Here is a 23,114-nt window from a genome sequence, read left to right as displayed (position 1 = left end):
CTGTGCAACCTGATGGAAGCGATGGCGCGCCAGACCTCGACAATCGGCGAGGGCACGCGCTTCGTGGTGGTCACCCACCATCCGATCACCATGGCACGCATGGACCGCCTGTTCGGTGTCACCATGGCCGAACGCGGCGTCTCCACGCTCGTCTCGGTCGATCTCGGCGGCGTCAACGAGCTGAAGGCGATCGCGTAGATCGCTGAAATGGCGAGTGGAGAGCCACAGGTGATACTCAATGAGGCTTCCAGCTAAGGCTTCTCAATGGGTAACGCTAGCTGTAGCAGTTCTTTCTGCTGGCTGGTTCTGTGTTAGTCCTGATTTCGAGCCAGCTATCGCTTTGGTCGCTAGTTTGGGTGGTCTTTACACAGCGTACAAACCACAAAACAGCGTACCGATAGAAAATGGGGTCACTGGAGTTATTTCGGGTGTCGGCATTTTGGGTTTAGTACGGAATGCCTATAATTCTGATATTCCAAGTATCGTTAAGGATAACATTGACGCGGTTGCGTTCATCTCGCCCGCTGATGCGGTAGAGGTGTTGGAACTGGCTTATATTTCTGACCGCCCCAAGATTCTTTTTGAGCTAGCTAAGAAAATTAAACCTCTCCCAACGGATGGGGAGGCGAATAGAATTTTGAATTTACTTTATATTTCTGATCGTCCGAAGGGTGCTAAGGCCATAGCGTCAATTCGCTAAATAAAAATGGGGCTCACAAACTCCCGCTCGGCATGAAGCCGAAGGCGCCGTCCAGCATGGCGCCGCGGAAATCGGTTTTCTCCAGCACGCTGCGGCTCAGATTGGCGCCGCGCAGGTCGGTGCAGATCAGCTTGGCACCGCTCAGATCTGCGCCGGCCAGGTTGGTCTCGCTCAAATCCGCGCCGCTCAGGTCGGCGCCGACAAAGCGCCCGCCGGCCATGTTGAGGCCGCGCAGCACGGCGCGGCTGCCGCGCCGCCCGTCGCTGTGAATCCATTCCAGATGCTGGGCGATGGCTTCGGCCAGATTCTCGATGCTCATCGGCCGGTCCACCTTGCCGCCGGCGGATTCGATCATCTCGGCCATGCCGGAGCCCAGATCGGCCTTGGCGAAACTGGCGCCGCGCAGATCGGCGCCACGGAAGCTCACATTGTCGAGCCGCGCATAGGCGAAACTGGTGTCCTGCAGGTTGGCCTTGTCGAAAGCGGCTTCATTCAGCATGGCGCCCGAGAAGCTGGCGCCCTTGATCTTGGCGGAATGCAGTCGGGTCGCCTGGCTGGCGATATCCTGCGATGACTGATACGGCCCGAGCTGGGCATCGTTGAAACGGGTATTGGTCAGCACCGCGCGGCTCAGGTCGGCGCCGCGCAGATCGGCCTTGGCGAAATTCGCCGATGTCAGGTCGGCGGCACTCATGTCGCAGGCCATCATCTCGGCCTCGACGAAGTTGCTCTCGCGCAGGTCGGCGCAGCTCAGCTTGCACATCGGCAGCGAGGCGCGATGCAGGTTCTGCTTCATCAGCTTGATGGCGCCGAAATCGATGCGCTCGCATTGCAGCCGTCGGCCCATCGGCACCTGGCTGCCGAGCGAGGACACAAAACGGCTGTGCGATTCCAGCAACTCGCTGAAGCGGGGCGGGCAGGGCGCGTAAAGGCTAATGGCGGTCATCCGGGGCGGCTGTCTGTTGGCCCGGAGTATGGCGCAGGCGCCCGGCAACTGGGAATGGAAATTTCCAGATATCCGGTCGCGGCCCGCTCCGGTAGAGCAGACCGGCCGGAAAAAGACCCGTCCGGCGTGATTCGGCTATAGCAGCCCGGCGATCACCCGGTCCGGCGGGGCATGGCCATCGGCGAAGGTCTTGATGTTGATCAGAACCTTCTCGCCCATGTCGATGCGGCCTTCCAGGGTGGCCGAGCCCATATGCGGCAGCAGGATCACGTTGTTGAGTTCCAGCAGCTTGGGGTTCACCGCCGGTTCATGCTCGAACACGTCCAGGCCGGCGCCGGCGATCTCGCCCTTGCGCAGTTTCCGCACCAGGGCGTTTTCGTCGATGATCTCGCCGCGCGCGGTGTTCACCACATAGGCATGCGGCGGCAGCAGGTCGAGCCGGCGCGCCGACAGCAGGTGGAAGGTGGCCGGGGTATGCGGGCAGTTCACCGAGATGATGTCCATGCGGGCCAGCATCTGGTCGAGGCTTTCCCAGTAGGTCGCCTCCAGCTCCTGCTCGATGCTTTCATGCACCCGCTTGCGGTTGTGATAGTGGATCGACAGGCCGAAAGCCTTGGCGCGGCGGGCGACGGCCTGGCCGATACGGCCCATGCCGATGATGCCCAGCCGCTTGCCCCAGATGCGCTGGCCCAGCATCCAGGTCGGCGACCAGCCTTCGAACTTGCCCTCGCGCAGCGCCTGCGCGCCCTGCACCAGGCGGCGCGGCACGGCCAGGATCAGCGCCATGGTCATGTCGGCGGTGTCTTCGGTCAGCACGCCCGGCGTGTTGGTCACGGTGATGCCGCGCTGGCGCGCAGCGGCCAGGTCGATATGGTCGACACCGGTGCCGAAATTGGCGATCAGGCGGAAGTTCGGGCTGGCATGGGCCAGCACGGCGCCATCGATCTTGTCGGTGATGGTGGGCACCAGCACATCGGCCGTCTTCGCCGCGTCGATCAGCTCGGCATGGCTGAGCGGCTTGTCGGCGATATTCAGCCTGGTATCGAACAGCTCCATCATCCGGGTTTCGATCGGATCCGGCAGCTTCCGGGTCACGATCACCAGAGGGCGCTTTTTCGGCGTTGGCATGGCAGACGTTTCCGCTTCCCGGCAGGAGATTTCTCGGCCCTCTCTAGCAGATCGACCCGGCCGAGACAAACCTCGACCGGGTCGAAAACAACTGCCTAAAGAATGACCTAGCGGCAGGCTGGCGCAGCCCCCGGGCGGCACACCGTTCGCATACGAACGGCCGTCGCGTCAGGGCCCGCCGGCTTACCGGACGTAAAGCGGCATATACTGGCGGATATTGCGCTCCAGCTCGCGGTTCACGTCCATCATGGTCTCACGTACCAGGGCGTGGATCAGGCCGTCGCGGTCGTTCAGCGTGGCCTTTTCGCTGATCGAGTTGGAGCGGCGCGCCGAGGCCTGCGCCTCGCCGACGCGGAAGCCGCGGGCATCGCGCACTTCCACAGCCATTTCCACCTCGGTATCGAAGCGGGCGACCTGGTCCTCGGTGAAGCTGCCGCGCAGGCCCGGGGTCTTTTTCAGGTCGATCTCGGTGACGCTGGCCTTTTTAACCACGACGGTGACGCGGTTCTGCTGGCTGTTGTCCAGCGCGATGCGGTCGCGGGTCCAGCGGGTGGCCACACTGGCCGGCGGCTGCGGGATCGCCAGTTCGATATGCGGCGGCTGCGCGGTCGGCTGGTATTCCAGGATGGTTTCCACCGAGCTGGCGGCGAAGGTCAGCTTCGGCTGCCCCTCGAAGGTGATCTCGGGCAGGATGGATTTTTCCAGCGGCGTCGAGCAGGCGGCCACGGCGAGCGAGAGGCCGAGAACGGCAAGCACAGAGGCAAGGCGGATGCGCATGGGTCGTTTCTCCTTGTTTTCCGCCCCCTAATAGGCGGCGAAATGGGGCAAATTCAAGGCCCGGCGATGGCATCAGCAGGACCGATTTTGCCAGGATATGGCAAGATCGGCAGTGCGCGGATGAAGGCCGGCCTGAGAGAGAAACGCTCCAGCGCCGCTTTCGTCAGCCCTTCACGGCGTCGGGGGGGAAACTGTAGGTGTCGCTGCAGAACTGGCAGGTCACGCTGATCAGCCCGTCCGGGGTCGTCATCTCGGTGATTTCCTCGGGACTGAAGGTCGAGAGGATGCCGCGCACCTTGTCCTGCGAGCAGGTGCAGCGGTCGGTCAGGGCGCCGGTCTCGAACACCCGCACCCCGTCCTCATGGAACAGGCGGAACAGCAGCTCGTTATGGCCCAGCGCCGGATCGCTCAGCTCGTCGGCCTTGGCGGTGCCCAGCAGGGCGGTCACTTTTTCCCACGCGAAGGTTCTATCCTCCGTCGACAGGCCGCCGGCCTGCAGTGGCAGCTGCTGCAGCAGGATGCCGCCGGCCCGCCAGTGCTTGCGGCCGTCGACGCCCTTGCGATGGGCGGCGCCCAGCACGACGCGGGCATTCAGCTGTTCGGACTGGGCGAAATAGGCATGCGCGGCATCGGCCAGGGTGGCGCCCGACAGGTCGACGATACCCTGGTAGCGCTCCATATCCGGCCCCTGCGGGTCGATGGTGAAGGCGAGATAGCCGCCGCCGAGCAGCAGCGGCACCAGGGTGGCGGTGGCGCCGGGGCCGAGCGCCAGCGCGTCCAGCCGCTCGGCATCGTAACGCGCATAGGCGCGCAAATGGCCGGGCGTGCGGTAATCCGCCACCAGGGTCGAGACCGGTCCGTCGCCCTTGGCCTGCAATGAAAAGATGCCGTCGAATTTCAGCGCCGCCGCCATGGTGGCGACCAGCGCGGTGGCTTCGGCCAGCAGATGCGACACCGGCTCGGGGTAGTCGTGGCGCGCCAGCATGCGGTCGAGCGAGGGGCCGAGCCGCACCAGGCGGCCGCGCGTATCGCACTGCTCGATCTGGAATGGCAGCGACAGGTCGTCGTGAAGGGCGGCGCTACTCACGGGAACAATATACTGCCGCTCAGGAGCCGAAGCACCAGGCCAGGATCGCCTTCTGGGCATGCAGGCGGTTTTCCGCCTCGTCGAACACCACCGACTGCGGCCCGTCGATCACCTCGGCGGTCACTTCCTCGCCGCGATGGGCGGGCAGGCAGTGCATGAAGATGGCATTGGGCGCCGCCTGGCGCATCAGGTCGGCATTGACCTGGAACGGTGCCAGGATCTTGTGGCGGCGCTCGGCGTCTTTCATGCCCATCGACACCCAGGTGTCGGTGATGACGCAGGCGGCATCCTTCACCGCTTCAACCGGATCGGAGGTGACGCGGATCTGGCCCTGCCGCTCGGCTGCCCATTTCAGCACCTTGGGATCGGGCTGCAGTTCCGGCGGGCAGGCGAGGTCGAGGCGGAAGCCGAACTGCACGGCGGCATGGATCAGCGAGGTGGCCATGTTGTTGCCGTCGCCAACCCAGGCCAGCTTCTGGCCTTTGATCGGCCCGAGCTTTTCTTCAAAGGTCATCACATCGGCCATCACCTGGCAGGGATGGCTGTCATCGGTCAGGCCGTTGATCACCGGCACGCTCGCATTGGCCGCCAGCTCGCGCAGGTTCTGCGCCTTGCTGGTGCGCATCATGATGGCATCGACATTGCCCGACAGGATCTTGGCGGTGTCGGCGATGCTTTCGCCGCGGCCGATCTGCAGCTCGTCGGCGCGCACCACGATGGTCTCGCCGCCGAGCTGACGCATGGCGCTGTCGAACGACAGCCGCGTGCGGGTCGACGGCTTCTCGAAGATCATCGCCAGAATCCGGTCGCGGCCCGGCCGGTCCTTTTCCACCATGCCCTTGGGCATGCCCTTGCGACCGGCCTTCATGCGCATGGCATGGCTCAGGATTCCGCGCAGGGTATCCGGCGCGAACTGGTCGAGATCGAGGAAATGGCGGATTCCGTTGCCGTTCATGCCGCGACTTTCGCCTTGTCCTGCAGCTTCTGGCAGGCGGCCTCCAGCCGGCGGATGCCTTCCACCAGATCCTTTTCCGGCGTGGTCAGCGGCGGAATCAGGCGCACGGTGTTGTCGCCGGCAGTGACGCCGAGGATATGCTCGTCGCGCATGGCGGCCTGCAGCTCGGTGTTGAGCGGCTTGGACTTCACCGCCAGCAGGAAGCCCTGGCCGCGCACATCCTCGATCACGTCGGGATAGCGGTCCTTCAGCATCACCAGCTGCTGTTTGAAATACGAGCTGCGCTTCTGCACGCCATCGAAAAAGCCGTCTTCCAGCATCACGTCCAGCACGGCATTGCCGGCCGTCATCGCCAGGATGTTGCCGCCAAAGGTGGTGCCATGGGTGCCGGGCACGATCCCGGAGCAGGCCTCGTTGGTGGCCAGCACGGCGCCGACCGGGAAGCCGCCGCCCAGCCCCTTGGCCAGCGACATGATATCCGGCGTGATGCCCGACCATTCATAGGCGAACAGCTTGCCGGTGCGACCCATGCCGGTCTGCACCTCGTCCAGGATCAGCAGCATGTCGTTTTCGTCGCAGAGCTGGCGCAGGCCGCGCAGCATCTCGGTCGGCACGGAACGGATGCCGCTCTCGCCCTGGATCGGCTCGATCAGGAAGGCGGCGGTTTCCGGCGTGATCGCGGCCTTGGCGGCTTTCAGGTCGAAGGCGACCTGGTCGAAGCCTTCCACCTTGGGGCCGAAGCCCTCCAGGTACTTGGCGTTGTTGGTCGCCGCCAGCATGGCCAGCGTGCGGCCATGGAAGGCGCCCTCAAACGTGATGATGCGGAATTTCTCCGGCTTGCCCTTCGACGCGAAATACTTGCGCGCCACCTTCACGGCGCCCTCATTGGCCTCGGCGCCCGAGTTGCAGAAGAAGGCCTTGTCGGCAAAGGAGTTGTCGACCAGCCGCTGCGCCAGCTTCTCCTGCTCCGGGATGCGGAACAGGTTGGAGGTATGCCACAGCTTGGCCGCCTGCTCCTGGATCGCCTGCACCAGATGGGGGTGGCTGTGGCCGAGCGCGGTGACGGCGATGCCGGAGCCGAAGTCCAGATAACGTCGACCGTCAGCGGTGTAGAGGTAGGAACCCTCGCCCCGCTCGAACGCAAGGTCCTGCCTCGCGTAGGTCGACATCAATGCTGCGCTCACGACACCTCTCCTTGGGTCAAACCGGCGCCGGACAATCCGGAGCCTGAAAAACAATGACGCCAGCCCCGGGTTTTACGCGGCCGGGCTGGCGGTAAGGCCGGACTCTACGGGCCGATAAGGCCTTGTGTCAATTCAGCGAATGTAGGGGGACATTGGTTGCCAGAGGGTTGCCGGGCGGGGGATTCCAGCCGGCCCCCGCATGCCGCAGGGACAGCCGCTTCCGGGGCTGGCCGGGGCCCGGGGCTCAGGCTAGTGTCAGGAAAACACTCAACTATTACCGGGAGACCCGCCATGACAACCTTGAGCTTCGAGACCACGCGGCGGGTCTATTGCGAACCGGGCGCCAGCGCGAAACTGGGCGCCCTGATGGCCGAACTGGGCGCCAGCCGCGTGGTGCTGGTCACCGATCCCGGCGTGATGAAACTGGGCCTGCCCCAGGCCGGGCTGGAGAGCCTGAAGGCCGCCGGCATCGCGGTGACCATCTACGACCGCACCGAGGCCGACCCGCCGGAAAAGCTGGTGCATGAGGCCGTACAGGTGGCCAGGGACTTTAAAGCCGACGGCGTGATCGGCTTCGGCGGCGGCTCGTCGATGGATATCGCCAAGCTGGTCGCCTTCCTGCCCGTCGCCACGCAGCCGCTGTCCGAGATCTACGGCGTCGGCAATGCGCGCGGCAAACGCCTGCCGCTGATCCAGGTGCCCACCACGGCCGGCACCGGCTCGGAAGTCACCGGTATCGCCATCATCACGACAGGGGAATCTGAGAAGAAGGGCGTGGTCTCGCCGCTGCTGCTGCCCGATATCGCGCTGCTGGATGCCGATCTCACCCTGGGGCTGCCAAGGGCTGTCACGGCGGCGACCGGCGTGGACGCCATGGTGCATGCCATCGAGGCCTATACCAGCAAGCACAAGAAAAACGCGATGTCGGATGCGCTGGGCCGCGAGGCCCTGCGGCTGCTGTCGAAAAACATCCGCACGGTGTGTTCGCCCGATGGCATGCAGGATCGCACGGCGCGCTCCGAGATGCTGCTCGGCGCCATGCTGGCCGGCATGGCCTTTGCCAATGCGCCGGTGGCGGCGGTGCATGCGCTGGCCTATCCGGTCGGCGGCCATTTCCATGTGCCGCATGGTCTGTCGAATGCGCTGATGCTGCCCCATGTGCTGCGCTTCAATCTCGAAGTGCCGAAAGCAGCCGAGCAGTATGCCGAACTGGCGCCGATACTTCTTCCTGGTAAAAGTTTCTCAACTGCATCTGCAGGCGCCGGCGCCTTGCTGGCCGAACTGGAAGCGATCATCGACGATGTGAAGCTGGAAAAGCAGTTGCGCCAGGTCGGCATCAGCCACAATCACCTGCCGATGCTGGCGAAAGACGCGATGAACCAGCAGCGCCTGCTGGTCAACAATCCGCGTGATGTAGCCTATGACGACGCCCTGAAAATCTACGAGCAGGCCCTATGAGCACCGATCCTGTGAGCGATGCGAAAGACCCGCGCACAGAAACGCGCGACAACTACCGCCACAGCCTGCTGATCCCGACGCGGCTGTCGGATATCGACGTCTACCAGCATGTCAACAACGTGCAGTATTACGCCTATTTCGACACGCTGGTGAATGACTACATGATCCGCTTCGGCGGCCTCGACATGGTCAACGACAAGATCATCGGCCTGCTGGTGGAAAGCGGCTGCCGCTTCCACCAGTCGCTGAACTATCCCGAAACGGTGGAAGGCTGGCTGCGCACGGTGAAGCTGGGCAATTCCTCGGCCCGCCATGAGATCGCGCTGTTCCGGCAGGGCGAGCCGCATCCCGCCGCCACCGGGCATTTCGTGCATGTGTTTGTCGAACGCGGCGTGCAGAAACCGGTGCCGATCCCGGCGAAAATCCGCACCGCGCTGGAAAAGCTGCTGGTCGCCTAGCGGATCAGGCCGCCCTTGAGCGTGTGCTCCACGCAGCTGTCGATATGGATGCGCAGGATCTGTTCCGCGCGCTCGGCATCGCGCCGCAGCGCGCAGTCCAGCAGCCGTTCATGCTCGTCGGCGGCCAGCTGGCCGCGGAACACCACGGCGATCATCTGGTAGCGCAGGTATTTGTCGTAGATCGCGGCATGGGTCTCCAGCAGCGTCTTTGAGCCGCAGGCCGAGATCAGCGCATGGTGGAATTCCCAGTCATAGCGTTTCCAGGTTTCCGGATCGCCGCGGTCGCCCGCCAGCATGCGCTTTTCCATCAGGGTGAGCTTGTGATGGGCCGAGACCACGCGGCCTTCCCATTCCATGTCGCCGGCGGCAAAGGACTGCCGCATCGCATGGCCCTCCAGCAGCAGCCGCAGCGCCGCCACCTCCTGCATGTTCGCGGCCGAGACCGGCGCCACCTCGAAGCCGCGCTGGCCCTCGGCCACCACCAAGCCTTCCGATGACAGGCGGTTCAGCAATTCGCGCAGCGTGCTGACGCTGGCGCCGTAGTCGTCCTTCAGCTTTTCCAGCTTCAGCTTCTGCGCCGGAGCGAGTCGGCCGAACAGGATGTCGCCGCGGATCTGCCGGTAGGCTTTTTCGCCCGCGGTCTCGGGCAGAAGGGGCTGGTGGAGCATGGCTGGACTCGTGCTGGGAAGCCGGAATCGTGGAGAAGGCTGGCGGAAAACCGGCAGATATTCAATGCAATCAGTAGAAAGTCATTCATTTACAAGGATTTGAATGACTTGTTCATCTATCATACAAATATAGAAATATCATATGAAAATCAATTTACCTATTGATTCCGGTTGATCGGGACGGATAACTGTCTGCGACACCGGACCAAGCAAAGGTCACGGGCAGAAACGTCCTGGGAGGACACCACCATGCGCATTTCCGTTATCCGCAGTCTCACAGCCGCGCTTGCCGGCGCGGCCCTGGCGATCGGCGCCGGCCATGCCGCCATGGCGCAGAGCAAGCCGAAGCTGCGCTTTTCCGCCGTGATCTCCGAACAGGATATCCGCGCCGAGGCGATCAAGATGTTCGCCGCCGATATCAAGAACGACTTCGATTTCGAGCCGTTCTTCAACGGCACGCTGTTCAAGCAGGGCACCGAGCTGGTGGCCATGCAGCGCAACAACCTGGAAATGGCGATCCTGCCGCCGCAGGATATCTCCAAGCAGATTCCCGCCTGGTCGATCATGACCGCCGCCTACCTGTTCCGCGACGCCGACCACCTGCGCAAGACCTTCAAGGGCGATGTCGGCAAGGAGATGAACAAGCTGGCGCGCGACCAACTCGGCGTGCAGATCCTCGGGCCGGTCTATTTCGGCACCCGCCAGGTCAATCTGAAGCCGAACAAGAAGATCACCACACCGGCCGATATGGCCGGCATCAAGCTGCGCATGCCGCCGGGCGAGGTCTGGCAGCTGCTGGGCGAGGCGATGGGTGCCAACCCGACGCCGGTGGCCTTTGCCGAGGTCTATACCTCGCTGCAATCCGGTGCCATCGACGGTCAGGACAATCCGCTGCCCAACAGCCGCGTGATGAAGTTCCATGAAGTGACCACGCAGTTCGTGCTGACCGACCATCTGGTCGGCTATGACCTGCTGTCGGTCTCGGCCAAGATCTGGGATGCCATGCCGGCCGCCAAGCAGGCTGCCTTCCAGGCCGCCGCCGACAAGGCGATCGACTGGAGCACCGCCAAGCATGTCGACCAGGAAAAGGAACTGGTGGCTTATTTCAAGTCGCAGGGCCTGCAGGTCTATGCCCCCGATGTCGCCGCCTTCCGCGCCAATGCGCAGAAGAAGTATCAGGAATCGGCCTTCGCCAAGGATTGGCCGAAGGGTATGCTCGAGCGCATCAACGCGGTGAAGTAAGCCGCATCAGGAACAGTATGGTATCGGCCGGCTGCGCAAGCAGCCGGCCGCTGCATGAGTGGGGGATGGTATGAAGCTGTTTTCAGCGCAGACGGCCAACTGGCTGCGCCAGCGCGCCGAGAATGTGGCCGCCGCGCTGCTGGTGGCGATGTTCCTCGCCTTCATCTTCCAGATTATTGCCCGCTATGTCTTCAACTGGCCTGTCGGCTGGACCACCGAAGTCTGCATTCTGGCCTGGCTCTGGGGCGTGCTCTGGGGCGCGGCCTTCGTGCTGCGCGAGGATGATGAAATCCGCTTCGACATTCTCTACAGCGCGGTGAGCGACCGCGCGCGCCGCATTTTCACCATCGCCACCGGCGTTGCCCTTGTGGTGCTTTATACGGTCGCGCTGCCGGCCGTGACCGATTATGTCACCTTCATGAAGGTGGAGCGCTCGGCCTTTCTCAAGATCCGTTTCGACTGGCTGTTCAGCATTTATGTGCTGTTCGCCGTCGGCGTGATCCTTCGGTATGTCTGGCTCACCTGGCGCGCCATCCGTGGCGATGTTCCTGATATTGATCCGACCAAGCCGGGAGCAGCCCTGTGACTGGAGTCAGCCTGTGAATTTCGCCAGCCCCTTCTCGATCACGCTGTGGACGCTGTCGCTGCTGTCGCTGTTCGGCCTGCCGATTGGTCACGCCATGATCGCCAGCTCGATCCTCTACCTGTTCATGGTCGGTCAGGATATGGGTACGGCGGCCGAGCAGCTCCTGAACGGCCTGTATAACAGTTATGTGCTGCTGGCCGTGCCGCTGTTCCTGTTTGCCGCCGAGCTGATGAACATGGGCAGCATGACCGACCGACTGACGCGCTTCTGCGACATGCTGGTCGGCCGCTTCCGCGGCGGCATGGGGCATATCAACATCGTGCAGAGCATCATCTTCGCCGGCATGTCGGGTTCGGCGATTGCCGATGCGGCCGGCACCGGCCGCGTCGCCATCGCCATGATGACAAAGGACGGCCGCTATCCGGTCAGCTATGCGGCGGCGATCACCGCCGTTTCGGCCGTGATCGGCCCGATCATTCCGCCGTCGATCCCCATGGTGCTCTATGCCCTGATCTCCGATGCCTCGATCGGCTATCTGTTCCTCGGCGGCGTGGTCCCAGGCCTGCTGATGGGCTTTGCCCAGATGGGCATCAACAGCTACATGGCGCACAAGCATAACTTCCCGGTCGAGAAGGGCATCGGCCTGCGCGAACTGCCCGGCGTCACGCTGGAGGCGCTGCCGGCCCTGCTGATGCCGGTGATCCTGCTGGGCGGCATTTACAGCGGCGTGATGACGCCCACCGAGGCCGCCGCCGTAGCGGCAGCCTATGCCTTCCTGGTCTCGGCCGTGCTGTATCGCAGCATCACCGTCCGCAACACCTATCAGGCCGCGCTGACCAGCGCGCGTTCCACCGCCTCGATCGGCATGCTGATTGCCGGGGCGCTGGCCTTCAATTACGTCATCACGATCGAGAATATCCCCGAGACCGTGCGCGTGCTGCTCGGCGGTTTCGACCTCACGCCCACCACCTTCATGCTGCTGGTCAATGTGATTCTGCTGGTGCTGGGCTGCCTGCTGGAAGGCAGCACCATTCTGCTGGTGGTGGTGCCGATCTTCATTCCCACCGCCCAGGCGCTCGGTATCGATCTGGTGCATTTCGGCGTGGTGGTCGTGGTCAACATCATGATCGGCCTGATCACGCCACCCTATGGCCTGCTGCTGTTCATCGTTGCCAAGATTTCCGGTACGCCGCTCGGCCCCATCGTGCGCGATACCCTGCCATTCCTGTGGGCGATGATCGTGGCATTGGCGCTGATCGCCTTCGTGCCGGAAACCGTGCTCTGGCTGCCCAAGCTGATGGGCTACAAGGGCTGATTTTAATAAAGAGTCGAGGGAATACGATGGCGATGCGCGTGATGATCCTGAACGGCCCCAATCTCAATCTGCTGGGCGTGCGCGAGCCGAAGATCTATGGCTCGGTGACGCTCGCTGCCATTGAGAAAAGCTGCCGCGAGTTCACCGATTCCATCGGCGCGACGCTGGCTTTCCACCAGACCAACTGGGAAGGCCAGATGGTCGACTGGATTCATGTCGCCCGCCAGGAGGCCGATGCCATCATCATCAATCCGGCCGGCTTCAGCTTCTATTCCATCGCTATCCTCGATGCGCTGAAGATGTTCGAGGGCCCGATCATCGAGCTGCATATTTCCAACATCCATGCCCGCGAAGCCACCTACCAGCATTCCAAGATGTCATCCGCGGTGCGCGCGGTGATCTGCGGCCTCGGCGCCTATGGCTATGTCGTGTCCCTGCAATGCGTGGCCCGCATGCTGGACGCGCTGCCCGACAGCCTGCCGCAGCCGCTGCGCGTTGGCCCGGTTTGACAAATATTCCTAATTAATGTATTCTATATGTTCTATATTACTGCCGTGAAGTGGCAGTGGTGGTTACGGTGTCCGTAGGGCGCGAACCCGAACGAACCTCAACGAACCCGAACGAACCTCAGCGGACCTCAGCGGACCTCAACGAACCCCAGGGAACCTGTACGAACCCGAACGGGCCTGAACGAAGCGCTTACGGTCGCAGGCGATAGCCCCGGCGCAGCAGCAGGTAGCACAGCGCCCACAGCCCCACGGCCACCAGGCCCAGCACGCTGGCGCCCAGCACCACGTCGCCATCGGTATGCCCGGTCAGGCCGTAGCGGAAGCCGTCGATCATGAAGAAGAACGGGTTGGCATGGGCGGCGGCATACCAGAAGGGCGGCAATGCCTGTACCGAGTAAAACGTACCGGAGAGAAACGCGAGCGGTGTGACGATGAAGTTGGTCACCGCCGCCATATGGTCGAATTTCTGGCTCCACAGGCCGGCGATAATGCCGATCAGGCTGAGGATCAGCGAGCCGGCCAGCACGAAATACAGCGCCGCCGCTGCGTCATACAGGTGGATGGCGGCAAACGGCCAGATCGCCAGCGCCACCGCCAGTGCCACCATCAGGCCGCGGGTCACCCCGGCGAGCGCATAGGCGACCAGCAGTTCGCCGGGGCTGATCGGCGGCATCAGCACGTCGACGATATTGCCCTGCACCTTGGAGATCATGATCGAGGAGGAGGTATTGGCAAACGCGTTCTGCGTGGTCGCCATCATGATCAGGCCGGGCGCCAGGAAATCGACAAACGGCAGCCCGGCGATATGGCGTACGGCGCCGCCCAGCGCCAGCGCGAAAACGGCGAAGAACAGCAGGGTGGTCACCATCGGCGCCAGCACCGTCTGCGTGATCACCTTGAGGAAGCGTTGCACTTCCTTGACATACAGCGTCCACAGGCCGAGCCAGTTGACCAGGCCGTATTCACGGGGAGCAAGGATGGGGGCCGGCATGATGCGGACGAACCTCGAGGCTGCTTTTCGGACGTCTACATAGCGCGTATGGTGCAGCGATGCAAAAGCATGCCGAATCCGCCACGTCAGAGGCTGGGCCAGAGGCCATTCCGGACTGGCTGCCGGCGCTGCTGGCCGGTGACCGGGCGGCACTGGCCCGCGCCATCACCGCGGTGGAAAACGAGACCGACGAGGCCCGGCTGGTGCTGCAGGCGATCCGCGGCCGGCTTGGCCGCGCTCTGGTGGTCGGCTTCACCGGCGCGCCCGGCGCGGGCAAGTCCACCCTGGTCTCGGCCTATGTCGCCGAACTGCGCAAACGGGCCCAGAGCGTCGGCGTCGTCGCCGTCGATCCTTCCAGCCCGCTCACCGGCGGCGCCATCCTGGGCGACCGCATCCGCATGAGCCAGCATGCCACCGACGCCGGCGTATTTATCCGCTCGCTCGCCAGCCGAGGCCATCTCGGCGGCCTGTCGCGTACCACTGCACGCGTGATCGATGTGTTCGATGCCTCGGGCCGCGATGTCGTGGTGGTGGAAACCGTCGGCACCGGCCAGTCGGAAGTCGAGATCGCTGAGATCGCCGATGTGCGCGTGGTGGTGAACGCGCCCGGGCTGGGCGACGACATCCAGGCGATCAAGGCCGGTATCCTCGAAATCGCCGATGTGCTGGTGGTGAACAAATCCGACCTGCCCTATGCCGAACGTTCCGCGCGCCAGTTGGCCGCCATGTCATCGCAGCGCGGCGGCGGCCCGGTGCCGGTGCTGCAGACCAGCGCCATGGCCGGGCAGGGCGTGCCGGAGCTGGCCGATGCCATTCTTGCCATCGGCCGGCGCAAGCGGCCAGATCCGCGCGCCCGCACCCGGCGCCTGCTGCAGAATCTGGTGCTCGACCGCCTGCGTCGGGGCCTGAGCGATCTGCCAATCGACCGGCTCGACGCGCTGGCCGATGGTGTGCTGTCCGGCAAGCTCGATATCGAGGCTGCCTCCTTCCAGATCATCGACCTCCTGGTTTCCAACCTGCCCAAAGAGAAGTGATTCTATTTCTATGACCATGCTCGACGCCCGTATCTGCCAGTCCATTCTCGATCTGCCCGGTTCCCGCATTCGTGTTGTCACCCGCGCCTCGGCCGATATCCCCGACATCATCAAGCTGTGGTTCGGCGAAGGCGACGAGCCGACGCCGGAATTCGTGCGCAAGGGCGCCATTGCTGCACTGGACAAGGGCGAGACCTTTTATGCCGCCAATCGCGGCATCGCGCCGCTGCTGCAGGCGATCAGCGACTATCTGAAGCGCGGCTACGGCGCCGAGATCGGTTCCGACCGCATGGTGGTCACCGCCTCGGGCATGAACGCCATCATGATCACCATCCAGTGCCTGATCGAACCCGGCGACAGCGCCGTGGTACTGGGCCCGATCTGGCCCAACGGCCGTTCGGCGATCAAGGCGATGGGCGGCGAGCCGCGCGATGTCTTCCTGAAGGCGCAGGAGGATGGCCGCTGGAAGCTCGATCTCGATGAGCTTTTCGATGCCTGCGACGAGACCACCAAGCTGATCATGATCAACAGTCCGGGCAATCCGACCGGCTGGGTGGCCAGCGAAGCCGAGCTGATGGCGATCCTGGAGTTTGCCCGCAAGCGCGGCATCTGGATCCTGTCGGACGAGGTCTATGGCCGCATCATCTATGGCGGCGCCAAGCATGCGCCGAGCTACTACACGCTGGCGCAGCCGGAAGATCCGGTGGTGATCGTCAATTCATTCTCGAAAAGCTGGTCGATGACCGGCTGGCGGCTCGGCTGGATCGTAGCGCCGCCGCGGCTGTGTACCGCCGTCGAGAAGATGACCGAGTTCAACATCTCGCATCCCACCACCTTCGTGCAGTGGGGTGGCGTTTCGGCGCTGAACGAGGGCGACAGCTATATCGAAGGCCTGGTCGAGCGCTACAGTCGCGCTGCCGACATGGTGTATCAGGCGCTGGCGCCGCTGCCGCGTGTGCGGCTGGCCAAGCCCGAAGGCGCCTTCTATGCCTTCTTCGCGCTGGATGGCATGACCGACAGCCTGAACACCTGCATCGATCTGGCGCGCAACACTGCCGTTGGCCTGGCACCGGGCATCGCCTTCGGCCCGGCCGGCGAGGGCCGCATCCGGCTTTGTTACGCCGCCTCGCTGCCGAAACTGTCGCAGGCGCTCGAACGCCTGGTACCGCAGTTAAAATAAGAAAAACACCGTGGAGGAAACGAATGCGGACGATCTACGAGAGCGACGATCACGCAGCCCTGCGTGAACAGATCGCCCGCTTCGTCGACAACGAGGTGCGTCCGCATGGCGCCCGGTGGGAAGAGCAGGGCATGGTGCCGCGCGATGTCCTGCGCAGGATGGGCGCGCTCGGCTTCTTCGGCATCCGCTATCCGGAAGCCTATGGCGGCAGCGAGCAGGCGCCGGTCGCCGCCGCCATCCTGGCCGAGGAATGTGGCCTCTCGGGCTTTGGCGGCTTTTCCGCCACCGTGCTGGTGCATACCGACATGGCCTCGCCGCATCTCGCCCATGCCGGCAACCAGGCACAGCTGGATCGCTGGTTCGCGAAAGTCATCGCCGGCGAGCTGATTACGGCGGTCGCGGTCACCGAACCCGATGCGGGCTCTGATGTGGCGGCGATCCGTACCCGGGCAAAACGTGACGGCGATGCTTACGTGCTGAACGGCGCCAAGATGTTCATCACCAATGGCGTGCATGCCGATCTGTATTTCGTCGCCGCCAAGACCGATCCCGATGCCAAGGGATCACGCGCCATCTCGATCTTCGCCGTCGAGAAGGGTACACCGGGTTTCAGCGTCGGGCGCAGTTTGCGCAAGCATGGTTGGCTCTGCTCCGATACCGCCGAGCTGGTGTTCGACAATTGCCGCGTGCCGGTCGAGAACCGGCTGGGCGAGGAGAACCGCGGCTTCTATGCCATCATGCGCAACTTCCAGAACGAGCGTCTGGTGCTGGGGGCCATGGCGGTGGGCGAATGCCGCCGCGCGCTGGAGATCACCCGGCAGTATGTGACAACCCGCAAGGCTTTCGGCGGCGTGCTGGCCGACAAGCAGGTGATCCGTCAGCGGCTCGCCATGCTGGAGGCGCGCGTCGAGGCGGCACGGCAACTGGTCTATCATGCGGCCTGGCTGGTGGGCGAAGGTCGCGATGCCGTACGCGAGGTGTCGATGGTCAAGGCACTGTGCGGCGAGCTGGTCAATGCGGTCACCTACGACTGCCTGCAGTTCCATGGCGGTGCCGGTTACCTGCGCGATTCCGAGATCGAGCGTATGGCGCGCGATGCTCGCATCCACCCCATCGGTGGTGGCGCCACCGAGGTGATGCTGGAAGAAATCGCCAAACGCTGGCCGATCAGCTAACGCGCGCGTAAAGCTGCCGTAGCGTAAGGTTTGCGCTGCGAAAAGATTGGCGCTAGCGTTCGGCCCAAGAATGCTTATGGCCAAGTCCTGGGAGGATAAAATGCGCGAAGCCGTCATCGTTTCCACTGCCCGCACGCCGATCGGCAAGGCTTATCGCGGCGCCTTCAACAACACCGATGCAGCCACGCTCGGCGCCCACGCAATCCGCGAAGCGGTGAAGCGCGCCGGCATCGAGGGTGCGGAAGTCGATGATGTCATCATGGGTGCGGCTCTGCAGCAGGGCTCCACCGGCGGCAATATTGCACGCCATGCCGCCATCGCCGCCGGCCTGCCGGTTTCGGTGGCCGGCATGAGCGTCGATCGCCAGTGCGGCTCGGGCCTGATGGCGATTGCCACGGCGGCCAAGCAGGTGATCCATGACAACGTGCCCATCGTGGTCGGCGGCGGTCTGGAATCGATCTCGCTGGTGCAGAACGAGCATATGAACACCTTCCGCGCCCGCGATGAATGGCTGATGAAAAACAAGCCCGACATCTACATGGCGATGATCGACACCGCCGAGACGGTGGCCAAGCGCTATGGCATCAGCCGCGAGGTGCAGGACGAATACGCGCTGGAAAGCCAGAAGCGCACCGCTGCCGGCCAGGCGGCCGGCAAGTTCGATGCCGAGATCGTTGCCATGCCGAGCAAGATGGCGGTGGTCGACAAGGAGACCAAGGAAGTCTCCTACAAGGATGTCACGCTGACCAAGGACGAGGGCAACCGCGCCGATACCAAGCTGGAAGGCCTGGCCGGCCTGCAGCCGGTGCGCGGCCCGGGCAAGGTCATTACGGCGGGCAATGCCAGCCAGCTTTCCGATGGTGCCTCGGCCTGCGTGGTGATGGACGCCAAGCTGGCCGAGAAGAAGGGCCTGCAGCCGCTTGGCATCTATCGCGGCATGGCGGTGGCCGGCTGCGAGCCCGACGAGATGGGCATCGGTCCGGTTTATGCCGTGCCGAAGCTGCTGCAGCGCTTTGGCCTCAAGATGGATGATATCGGCCTGTGGGAGCTGAACGAGGCCTTTGCCGTGCAGGTGCTGTATTGCCGCGACAAGCTCGGCATCCCGAACGAGCTGCTGAACGTGAATGGCGGTGCGATTTCCATCGGCCATCCCTATGGCATGTCGGGCGCGCGCATGACCGGCCATGCCCTGATCGAGGGCAAGCGCAGGGGCGCCAAGTATGTGGTGGTGACCATGTGCATCGGCGGCGGCCAGGGTGGCGCCGGCCTGTTTGAGGTGGCTTAAAGCTGCGAGGGTGCCTGATCAGCCGAGTGCGAGGCGGGTGAGGATCAGCTCCGCAACCCCGCCGCGCGGATAGTACACGACAGCGAACTGGCCATGGCGCTCCGCAAGCGTCATGGCCTTTTCGGTTTCCAGGTCCAGCACGGCGAACCCGGGCTCGGGCCGCCAGTTGCGCCGGTCAGGCACACCAAGCTGGGGCAGCGCGACATAGCCTCGCTGGGCCAGATCTCGGCGCAGGCCCTGATGCGCCGCCATGTTGCGGCTGACCGGCCAGCGTTTGCTGCGCGGGTTCCAGGCATTCAGGCAGGTCAGCGACTGCGCCTTGCATCGGCGCAAAAACGCCTCGGCCTGCGGGCTGGATTCGTCCAGCCGCAGGCCGATCAGCGTGCCATCGGGCATAGTCACCGCATAGGTGGTGGCGCGATAGCCTTGCAGGGTAGCAGGTGTAATCACGGCATCTCCGCCGCGGCCAGCGCCTGGCGCAGCGCATTGGTGCCGGGGTTGCTCACCATGTTATCATACAGGATGTTGCGCGGATGCGCTTCCTTGCCGTAGTAGGCGGTATTGCGGCCATGGCGCGCGGTAATCACCGCGCCTTCCACCGATATGCCGGCGGCAAGGCCTTTGGTCTTGGCAAAGGAATAAATATCGGCGCCGAAATTGGTGGTGGTGGCGGCTTCCACCCCCATGCCGACCGGGCCGGCGGCCACGGTGGCATCGGCACCGAGCTTGAACTCGTTGCGCAGAATGGCGCTCACTGCATTCTCGTTCATCAGCACCAGTATGACCTCGGATGCCTCGGCGCCGATCTGCAGGCCGATCGAGCCGGAGCCCATGGTGTAGATCGCCGGTTCGCTCCAGCCGTTGGCGGTCTTGGCCAGCAGCACGCCGCTGCCGCCTTCGCCGCCGATGATGAAGCTGGCCTTCAGCAGCTGTGGCACCACGAAGGCGCCTTTGGCCTGTGCCAGCTTGCGGCGCAGATCGCCCATCTGGCTGTCATTGGTGAAATGATCGACGGTGATGCGGGCGGAATCGATCAGGCTCTGGTCGTCGGAGGCGGCAAGCGCCGGCAGCGGGCCGAAGGCCAGGATACCGGCACCGGCGAGGGCGGAGGCGAGCAGGGTACGGCGATTTGTGGTGAGGCTGGGCATGGCATTGTCTCCCTTGGCGGGTTGGCAAATTATACAGCGCGTTATATTGCTTCGGCCGCGTCCAAACGGCCCGAATCGGCCGGCCGGCGCGGGTTGTTGCGTTGTAAGCTAGACCTTAAACTGTGGCGGCTTTGTGGAACGGAGGCGGCATGTCCAAGGCTGATAAAGACGCCCATCAGGAGATCATTCCGCCGGATATTGCGGCAATGAGCTTCGAGGCTGCGCTGAAGGCGCTGGACGAGATTGTCGCCAAGCTGGAAAGCGGCCGCGTCGATCTGGAAGATTCGATTGCGCTTTACGGCCGCGGTGCCCTGCTGAAGCGCCATTGCGAAGCCAAGCTGAAGGCCGCCGAAGAAAAGATCGAGAAGATCGTGGTCGGCGGCGACGGCCAGGCCGGCACCCAGCCCTTCAAGGCCGACTGAAATGACGATGCAGCCGTCGCCCGCACTTGCGGCGGCCATGCAGGAGGTCACCGCCGCCGTGGAGGCCGCGCTCGACCACCTGCTACCGGCCCCTGCCGGCGCCACGGCCAAGCTTGATGATGCGATGCGCTATGCCAGCCTGGGCGGCGGCAAGCGCCTGCGCGCCTTGCTGGCGGTCGCAGCGGGCGATCTGTTTGGCGTGCCGCGCGAGCGCTCGTTGCGCGTGGCGGCAGCCATTGAGATGTTGCACGCCTATTCGCTGATTCACGACGATCTGCCCTGCATGGATGACGATGACCTGCGGCGCGGCAAGCCGACCGTGCACAGGGCCTTCGATGAAGCCACCGCTGTGCTGGCCGGCGACGGATTGCAGGCCCAGGCCTTCCTGGTGCTGGCCGATCCGGCCACTCATCCCGAGCCCGGCGTGCAGGCCGCCCTGGTGGCTGGGCTGGCCCTGGCGGCGGGGCCGCGCGGCATGGTCGGCGGTCAGGCCATCGACCTGGATGCCGAAGTGCGCACCGCAGCCGGCCGGCCGCTGAACTACGACGAGATCGCCCGGCTGCAGGCGCTGAAGACCGGCGCCCTGATCCGATTTTCCGCCGAGGCCGGTGCCATCCTGGGGGAGGCGAAATCGCTGGATCGCACGGTCCTGCGTGACTATGCCGCAGAGCTGGGGCTGGCCTTCCAGATTGCCGACGACCTGCTGGATCATGAAGGCTCGGCGGCCGAGCTGGGCAAGGCGGTGGGCAAGGATGCCGCCGCCGGCAAGGCGACTTTCGTGGGCCTGCTAGGCCTGGATGAGGCCCGGGCCAAGGCCCGGTCGTTAACCAATTCCGCCAAAAGCCGGGTTGCGACGCATTTTGGCCCCGGTTCCATGGTTTTACAGGAGCTGGCGGAGTTTGTTATAACCCGCCGCTCGTGACACCATTGGCCCCAGAATGATCAGCAATCGCACGCCCCTGCTGGATATGGTGCGGACCCCGGCCGATATCCGGGAGTTCGACCAGGACCAGCTCAAGCAACTCGCCGACGAAGTGCGTCGCGAGATGATCGATGCTGTCTCGGTCACCGGCGGCCATCTCGGTGCCGGCCTTGGCGTGGTCGAGCTGACGGTGGCGCTGCATCACGTATTTGCCACGCCGGTCGACAAGCTGATCTGGGATGTCGGCCACCAGGCCTATCCGCACAAGATTCTCACCGGCCGGCGCGACCGCATCCGCACGCTGCGCCAGCCCGGCGGGCTTTCTGGTTTTACGCGCCGCAGCGAGAGCGAATACGATCCCTTCGGCGCCGCGCATTCCTCCACCTCGATTTCTGCCGGGCTGGGCATGGCGGTGGCGCGCGACTTCAAGGGCGAGACGAACAATGTCATCGCCGTGATCGGCGATGGTGCCATGTCGGCCGGCATGGCCTATGAAGCGATGAACAACGCCGGTTCGATGGATACCCGGCTGATCGTCATCCTCAACGACAACGACATGTCGATCGCGCCGCCGGTTGGCGCCATGAGCGCCTATCTGTCGCGGCTGCTGTCCTCGCGCTCCTATCTCGGCCTGCGCCAGCTGGCCAAGCAGATCGGCGAGAAGATCCTGCCCAAGAGCCTCGCCTCGATGGCCGAGAAGGCCGAGGAATATGCCCGCGGCATGGTGGCCGGCGGCACCATGTTCGAGGAGCTGGGCTTCTATTATGTCGGCCCGGTCGATGGTCATAACCTCGACCACCTGGTGCCGGTGCTGAAGAATATCCGCGACACCAACAAGACCGGCCCGGTGCTGATCCATGTGGTGACGCAGAAGGGCAAGGGCTATGGCCCGGCTGAAGCCGCCGACGACAAGTATCACGGCGTATCGAAATTCGACGTCGTCACCGGCACGCAGGCCAAGCCCAAGGCCGGCCCTCCCAGTTATACCAAGGTGTTTGCCGAAAGCCTGATCGCGGAAGCCGCACGTGACGACAAGATCGTGGCGGTGACGGCGGCGATGCCGTCGGGTACCGGGCTTGACCTGTTTGCCAAGCGCTTCCCCGAGCGCTGCTTCGATGTCGGTATCGCCGAGCAGCATGCGGTTACTTTCGCTGCCGGTCTCGCCACCGAGGGCTTCAAGCCGTTCGCCGCGATCTATTCCACCTTCCTGCAGCGCGCCTATGACCAGGTGGTGCATGACGTGGCGATCCAGCGGCTGCCGGTGCGCTTTGCCATCGACCGTGCCGGCCTGGTCGGTGCCGATGGCGCGACCCATGCCGGCAGTTTCGACATCGCCTATCTCGGCTGCCTGCCCGACATGGTGCTGATGGCGGCGGCGGATGAAGCCGAGCTGATGCATATGGTGGCGACCTCGGCTGCCATCGACGACCGGCCGTCGGCTTTCCGCTATCCGCGCGGCGAGGGTACCGGTCTGGTCATGCCTGAGCGCGGCCTGGTGCTGCCGCTGGGCAAGGGCCGTGTCATTCGCGAAGGCAGCAAGATCGCCATCCTCTCCTTCGGTGCCCGCCTGGCCGAGGCGCTCAAGGCCGCCGACGACCTTGCCGCGCGTGGCCTCTCGACCACCGTGGCCGATGCGCGTTTCTGCAAGCCGCTGGATACCGATCTGGTGCGCCAGCTGGCCCGCAATCACGAAGTGCTGATCACCCTGGAAGAGGGCTCGGTTGGCGGCTTCGGCAGCCATGTGCTGCATTTCCTCAGCCATGACGGGTTGCTCGATCACGGCCTGAAGATTCGCCCGCTGGTGCTGCCCGACCGCTTCATCGATCACGACAATCCGATGAAGCAGTATGACGAGGCGGGGCTGAATGCACCGCAGATCGTCGCCACGGCCTTGTCTGCATTGGGCCGCGCCAACGACGCCACCGCGCGCGCCTAGCAGGACAG

Annotated in this window: 24 protein-coding genes and 1 pseudogene; 15 read left to right on the top strand and 10 right to left on the bottom strand. The window is 64.1% G+C overall.

All coding sequences use genetic code 11. From position 1 onward, the window contains the following. Window positions 1-198, top strand: a pseudogene (locus AAG799_RS09495) (hypothetical protein); the annotation flags it as partial. Window positions 199-238: 40 nt separating this feature from the next. Then, window positions 239-700 (top strand): hypothetical protein, encoded by a 462-nt coding sequence (locus tag AAG799_RS09490; RefSeq protein WP_341895586.1) that lies wholly within the window; start codon window positions 239-241, stop codon window positions 698-700. A gap of 13 nt (window positions 701-713) precedes the next feature. Here the strand turns inward: AAG799_RS09490 and AAG799_RS09485 are convergent, their stop codons facing one another. The 6 genes from AAG799_RS09485 to AAG799_RS09460 form a co-directional block, all read right to left on the bottom strand. After that, the gene (locus AAG799_RS09485; protein WP_341895585.1) at window positions 714-1,646 is read right to left on the bottom strand and encodes a pentapeptide repeat-containing protein; all 933 of its coding nucleotides are present in this window, start codon (window positions 1,644-1,646) and stop codon (window positions 714-716) included. Between the two features lie 135 nt (window positions 1,647-1,781). Further along, window positions 1,782-2,774, bottom strand: coding sequence for a D-glycerate dehydrogenase (locus AAG799_RS09480; protein WP_341895584.1), 993 nt, complete (start codon window positions 2,772-2,774; stop codon window positions 1,782-1,784). Window positions 2,775-2,957: 183 nt separating this feature from the next. Beyond that, entirely contained in the window at window positions 2,958-3,551 is a 594-nt protein-coding gene (locus tag AAG799_RS09475; RefSeq protein ID WP_341895583.1) for a hypothetical protein, read from the bottom strand. A 163-nt stretch (window positions 3,552-3,714) separates the two neighbouring features. Then, the gene (locus AAG799_RS09470; RefSeq protein ID WP_341895582.1) at window positions 3,715-4,638 is read right to left on the bottom strand and encodes an Hsp33 family molecular chaperone; all 924 of its coding nucleotides are present in this window, start codon (window positions 4,636-4,638) and stop codon (window positions 3,715-3,717) included. Between the two features lie 19 nt (window positions 4,639-4,657). Then, complete coding sequence (gene argF, locus AAG799_RS09465; protein WP_341895581.1) at window positions 4,658-5,593, bottom strand: ornithine carbamoyltransferase; 936 nt, start codon at window positions 5,591-5,593, stop codon at window positions 4,658-4,660. Beyond that, window positions 5,590-6,777, bottom strand: a complete 1,188-nt coding sequence (locus tag AAG799_RS09460; protein WP_341895580.1) for an aspartate aminotransferase family protein — start codon at window positions 6,775-6,777, stop codon at window positions 5,590-5,592. Before AAG799_RS09460 ends, argF begins: the two co-directional genes overlap by 4 nt. 291 nt (window positions 6,778-7,068) lie before the next feature. On the opposite strand from AAG799_RS09460, the gene AAG799_RS09455 reads away from it, so the two are divergent. Together AAG799_RS09455 and AAG799_RS09450 are read left to right on the top strand one after the other, a co-directional pair. Further along, entirely contained in the window at window positions 7,069-8,235 is a 1,167-nt protein-coding gene (locus AAG799_RS09455; protein ID WP_341895579.1) for an iron-containing alcohol dehydrogenase, read from the top strand. Further along, window positions 8,232-8,693, top strand: a complete 462-nt coding sequence (locus tag AAG799_RS09450) for a thioesterase family protein (protein ID WP_341895578.1) — start codon at window positions 8,232-8,234, stop codon at window positions 8,691-8,693. The genes AAG799_RS09455 and AAG799_RS09450 overlap by 4 nt, the downstream gene beginning before the upstream one ends. On the opposite strand, the gene AAG799_RS09445 is transcribed toward AAG799_RS09450, so the two are convergent. Beyond that, window positions 8,690-9,361 (bottom strand): GntR family transcriptional regulator, encoded by a 672-nt coding sequence (locus AAG799_RS09445; protein WP_341895577.1) that lies wholly within the window; start codon window positions 9,359-9,361, stop codon window positions 8,690-8,692. The two genes, AAG799_RS09450 and AAG799_RS09445, sit on opposite strands and share 4 nt — an antisense overlap. Window positions 9,362-9,610: 249 nt before the next feature. Between AAG799_RS09445 and dctP the strand changes: the two genes are divergently transcribed. The 4 genes from dctP (at window position 9,611) to AAG799_RS09425 (ending at window position 13,013) form a co-directional block, all read left to right on the top strand. After that, window positions 9,611-10,603: a TRAP transporter substrate-binding protein DctP gene (gene dctP / locus AAG799_RS09440; RefSeq protein WP_341895576.1), complete on the top strand. Its 993-nt coding sequence runs from the start codon at window positions 9,611-9,613 to the stop codon at window positions 10,601-10,603. Between the two features lie 70 nt (window positions 10,604-10,673). Beyond that, window positions 10,674-11,189 (top strand): TRAP transporter small permease subunit, encoded by a 516-nt coding sequence (locus AAG799_RS09435; RefSeq protein WP_341895575.1) that lies wholly within the window; start codon window positions 10,674-10,676, stop codon window positions 11,187-11,189. A gap of 13 nt (window positions 11,190-11,202) precedes the next feature. Next, entirely contained in the window at window positions 11,203-12,504 is a 1,302-nt protein-coding gene (locus AAG799_RS09430) for a TRAP transporter large permease (protein WP_341895574.1), read from the top strand. Between the two features lie 26 nt (window positions 12,505-12,530). Beyond that, window positions 12,531-13,013 (top strand): type II 3-dehydroquinate dehydratase, encoded by a 483-nt coding sequence (locus tag AAG799_RS09425; RefSeq protein ID WP_341895573.1) that lies wholly within the window; start codon window positions 12,531-12,533, stop codon window positions 13,011-13,013. 190 nt (window positions 13,014-13,203) lie between these two features. Here AAG799_RS09425 and AAG799_RS09420 read toward each other — a convergent pair whose 3' ends face one another. Continuing rightward, the gene (locus tag AAG799_RS09420; protein WP_341895572.1) at window positions 13,204-14,004 is read right to left on the bottom strand and encodes an ABC transporter permease; all 801 of its coding nucleotides are present in this window, start codon (window positions 14,002-14,004) and stop codon (window positions 13,204-13,206) included. Window positions 14,005-14,063: 59 nt separating this feature from the next. Between AAG799_RS09420 and meaB the strand changes: the two genes are divergently transcribed. The 4 genes from meaB to AAG799_RS09400 all read left to right on the top strand — a co-directional run bounded on the left by meaB (window position 14,064) and on the right by AAG799_RS09400 (window position 18,678). Then, window positions 14,064-15,038: a methylmalonyl Co-A mutase-associated GTPase MeaB gene (meaB, locus tag AAG799_RS09415; RefSeq protein WP_341895571.1), complete on the top strand. Its 975-nt coding sequence runs from the start codon at window positions 14,064-14,066 to the stop codon at window positions 15,036-15,038. 10 nt (window positions 15,039-15,048) lie between these two features. After that, complete coding sequence (locus AAG799_RS09410; RefSeq protein WP_341895570.1) at window positions 15,049-16,218, top strand: pyridoxal phosphate-dependent aminotransferase; 1,170 nt, start codon at window positions 15,049-15,051, stop codon at window positions 16,216-16,218. Window positions 16,219-16,241: 23 nt separating this feature from the next. Beyond that, window positions 16,242-17,393, top strand: coding sequence for an acyl-CoA dehydrogenase family protein (locus AAG799_RS09405; protein ID WP_341895569.1), 1,152 nt, complete (start codon window positions 16,242-16,244; stop codon window positions 17,391-17,393). Between the two features lie 100 nt (window positions 17,394-17,493). Continuing rightward, window positions 17,494-18,678: an acetyl-CoA C-acyltransferase gene (locus AAG799_RS09400; protein ID WP_341895568.1), complete on the top strand. Its 1,185-nt coding sequence runs from the start codon at window positions 17,494-17,496 to the stop codon at window positions 18,676-18,678. Between the two features lie 18 nt (window positions 18,679-18,696). Here the strand turns inward: AAG799_RS09400 and AAG799_RS09395 are convergent, their stop codons facing one another. Continuing rightward, on the bottom strand, window positions 18,697-19,128 hold the full coding sequence (locus AAG799_RS09395; protein ID WP_341895567.1) for a DUF3293 domain-containing protein: 432 nt from the start codon (window positions 19,126-19,128) through the stop codon (window positions 18,697-18,699). Continuing rightward, a complete protein-coding gene (locus AAG799_RS09390) occupies window positions 19,125-19,826 on the bottom strand; it encodes a lipid-binding SYLF domain-containing protein (protein ID WP_341895566.1) in 702 nt (233 codons plus the stop codon). The genes AAG799_RS09395 and AAG799_RS09390 overlap by 4 nt, the downstream gene beginning before the upstream one ends. 149 nt (window positions 19,827-19,975) lie before the next feature. Between AAG799_RS09390 and AAG799_RS09385 the strand changes: the two genes are divergently transcribed. Genes AAG799_RS09385 through dxs form a run of 3 tightly spaced genes read left to right on the top strand, consistent with a single transcriptional unit; the run spans window position 19,976 to window position 23,106 of the window. Continuing rightward, a complete protein-coding gene (locus tag AAG799_RS09385; RefSeq protein WP_341895565.1) occupies window positions 19,976-20,248 on the top strand; it encodes an exodeoxyribonuclease VII small subunit in 273 nt (90 codons plus the stop codon). 1 nt (window position 20,249) lies between these two features. Continuing rightward, complete coding sequence (locus tag AAG799_RS09380; RefSeq protein ID WP_341895564.1) at window positions 20,250-21,170, top strand: polyprenyl synthetase family protein; 921 nt, start codon at window positions 20,250-20,252, stop codon at window positions 21,168-21,170. A gap of 16 nt (window positions 21,171-21,186) precedes the next feature. After that, window positions 21,187-23,106 (top strand): 1-deoxy-D-xylulose-5-phosphate synthase, encoded by a 1,920-nt coding sequence (gene dxs, locus AAG799_RS09375; RefSeq protein ID WP_341895563.1) that lies wholly within the window; start codon window positions 21,187-21,189, stop codon window positions 23,104-23,106. Window positions 23,107-23,114: the final 8 nt, after the last annotated feature.

Source organism: Ferrovibrio terrae, assembly GCF_943371255.1.
GTDB lineage: Bacteria > Pseudomonadota > Alphaproteobacteria > Ferrovibrionales > Ferrovibrionaceae > Ferrovibrio > Ferrovibrio terrae_B.
The sequence above is the reverse complement of the archived record's forward strand: the minus strand, read 5'-3'. Positions and strand labels throughout refer to the sequence as shown.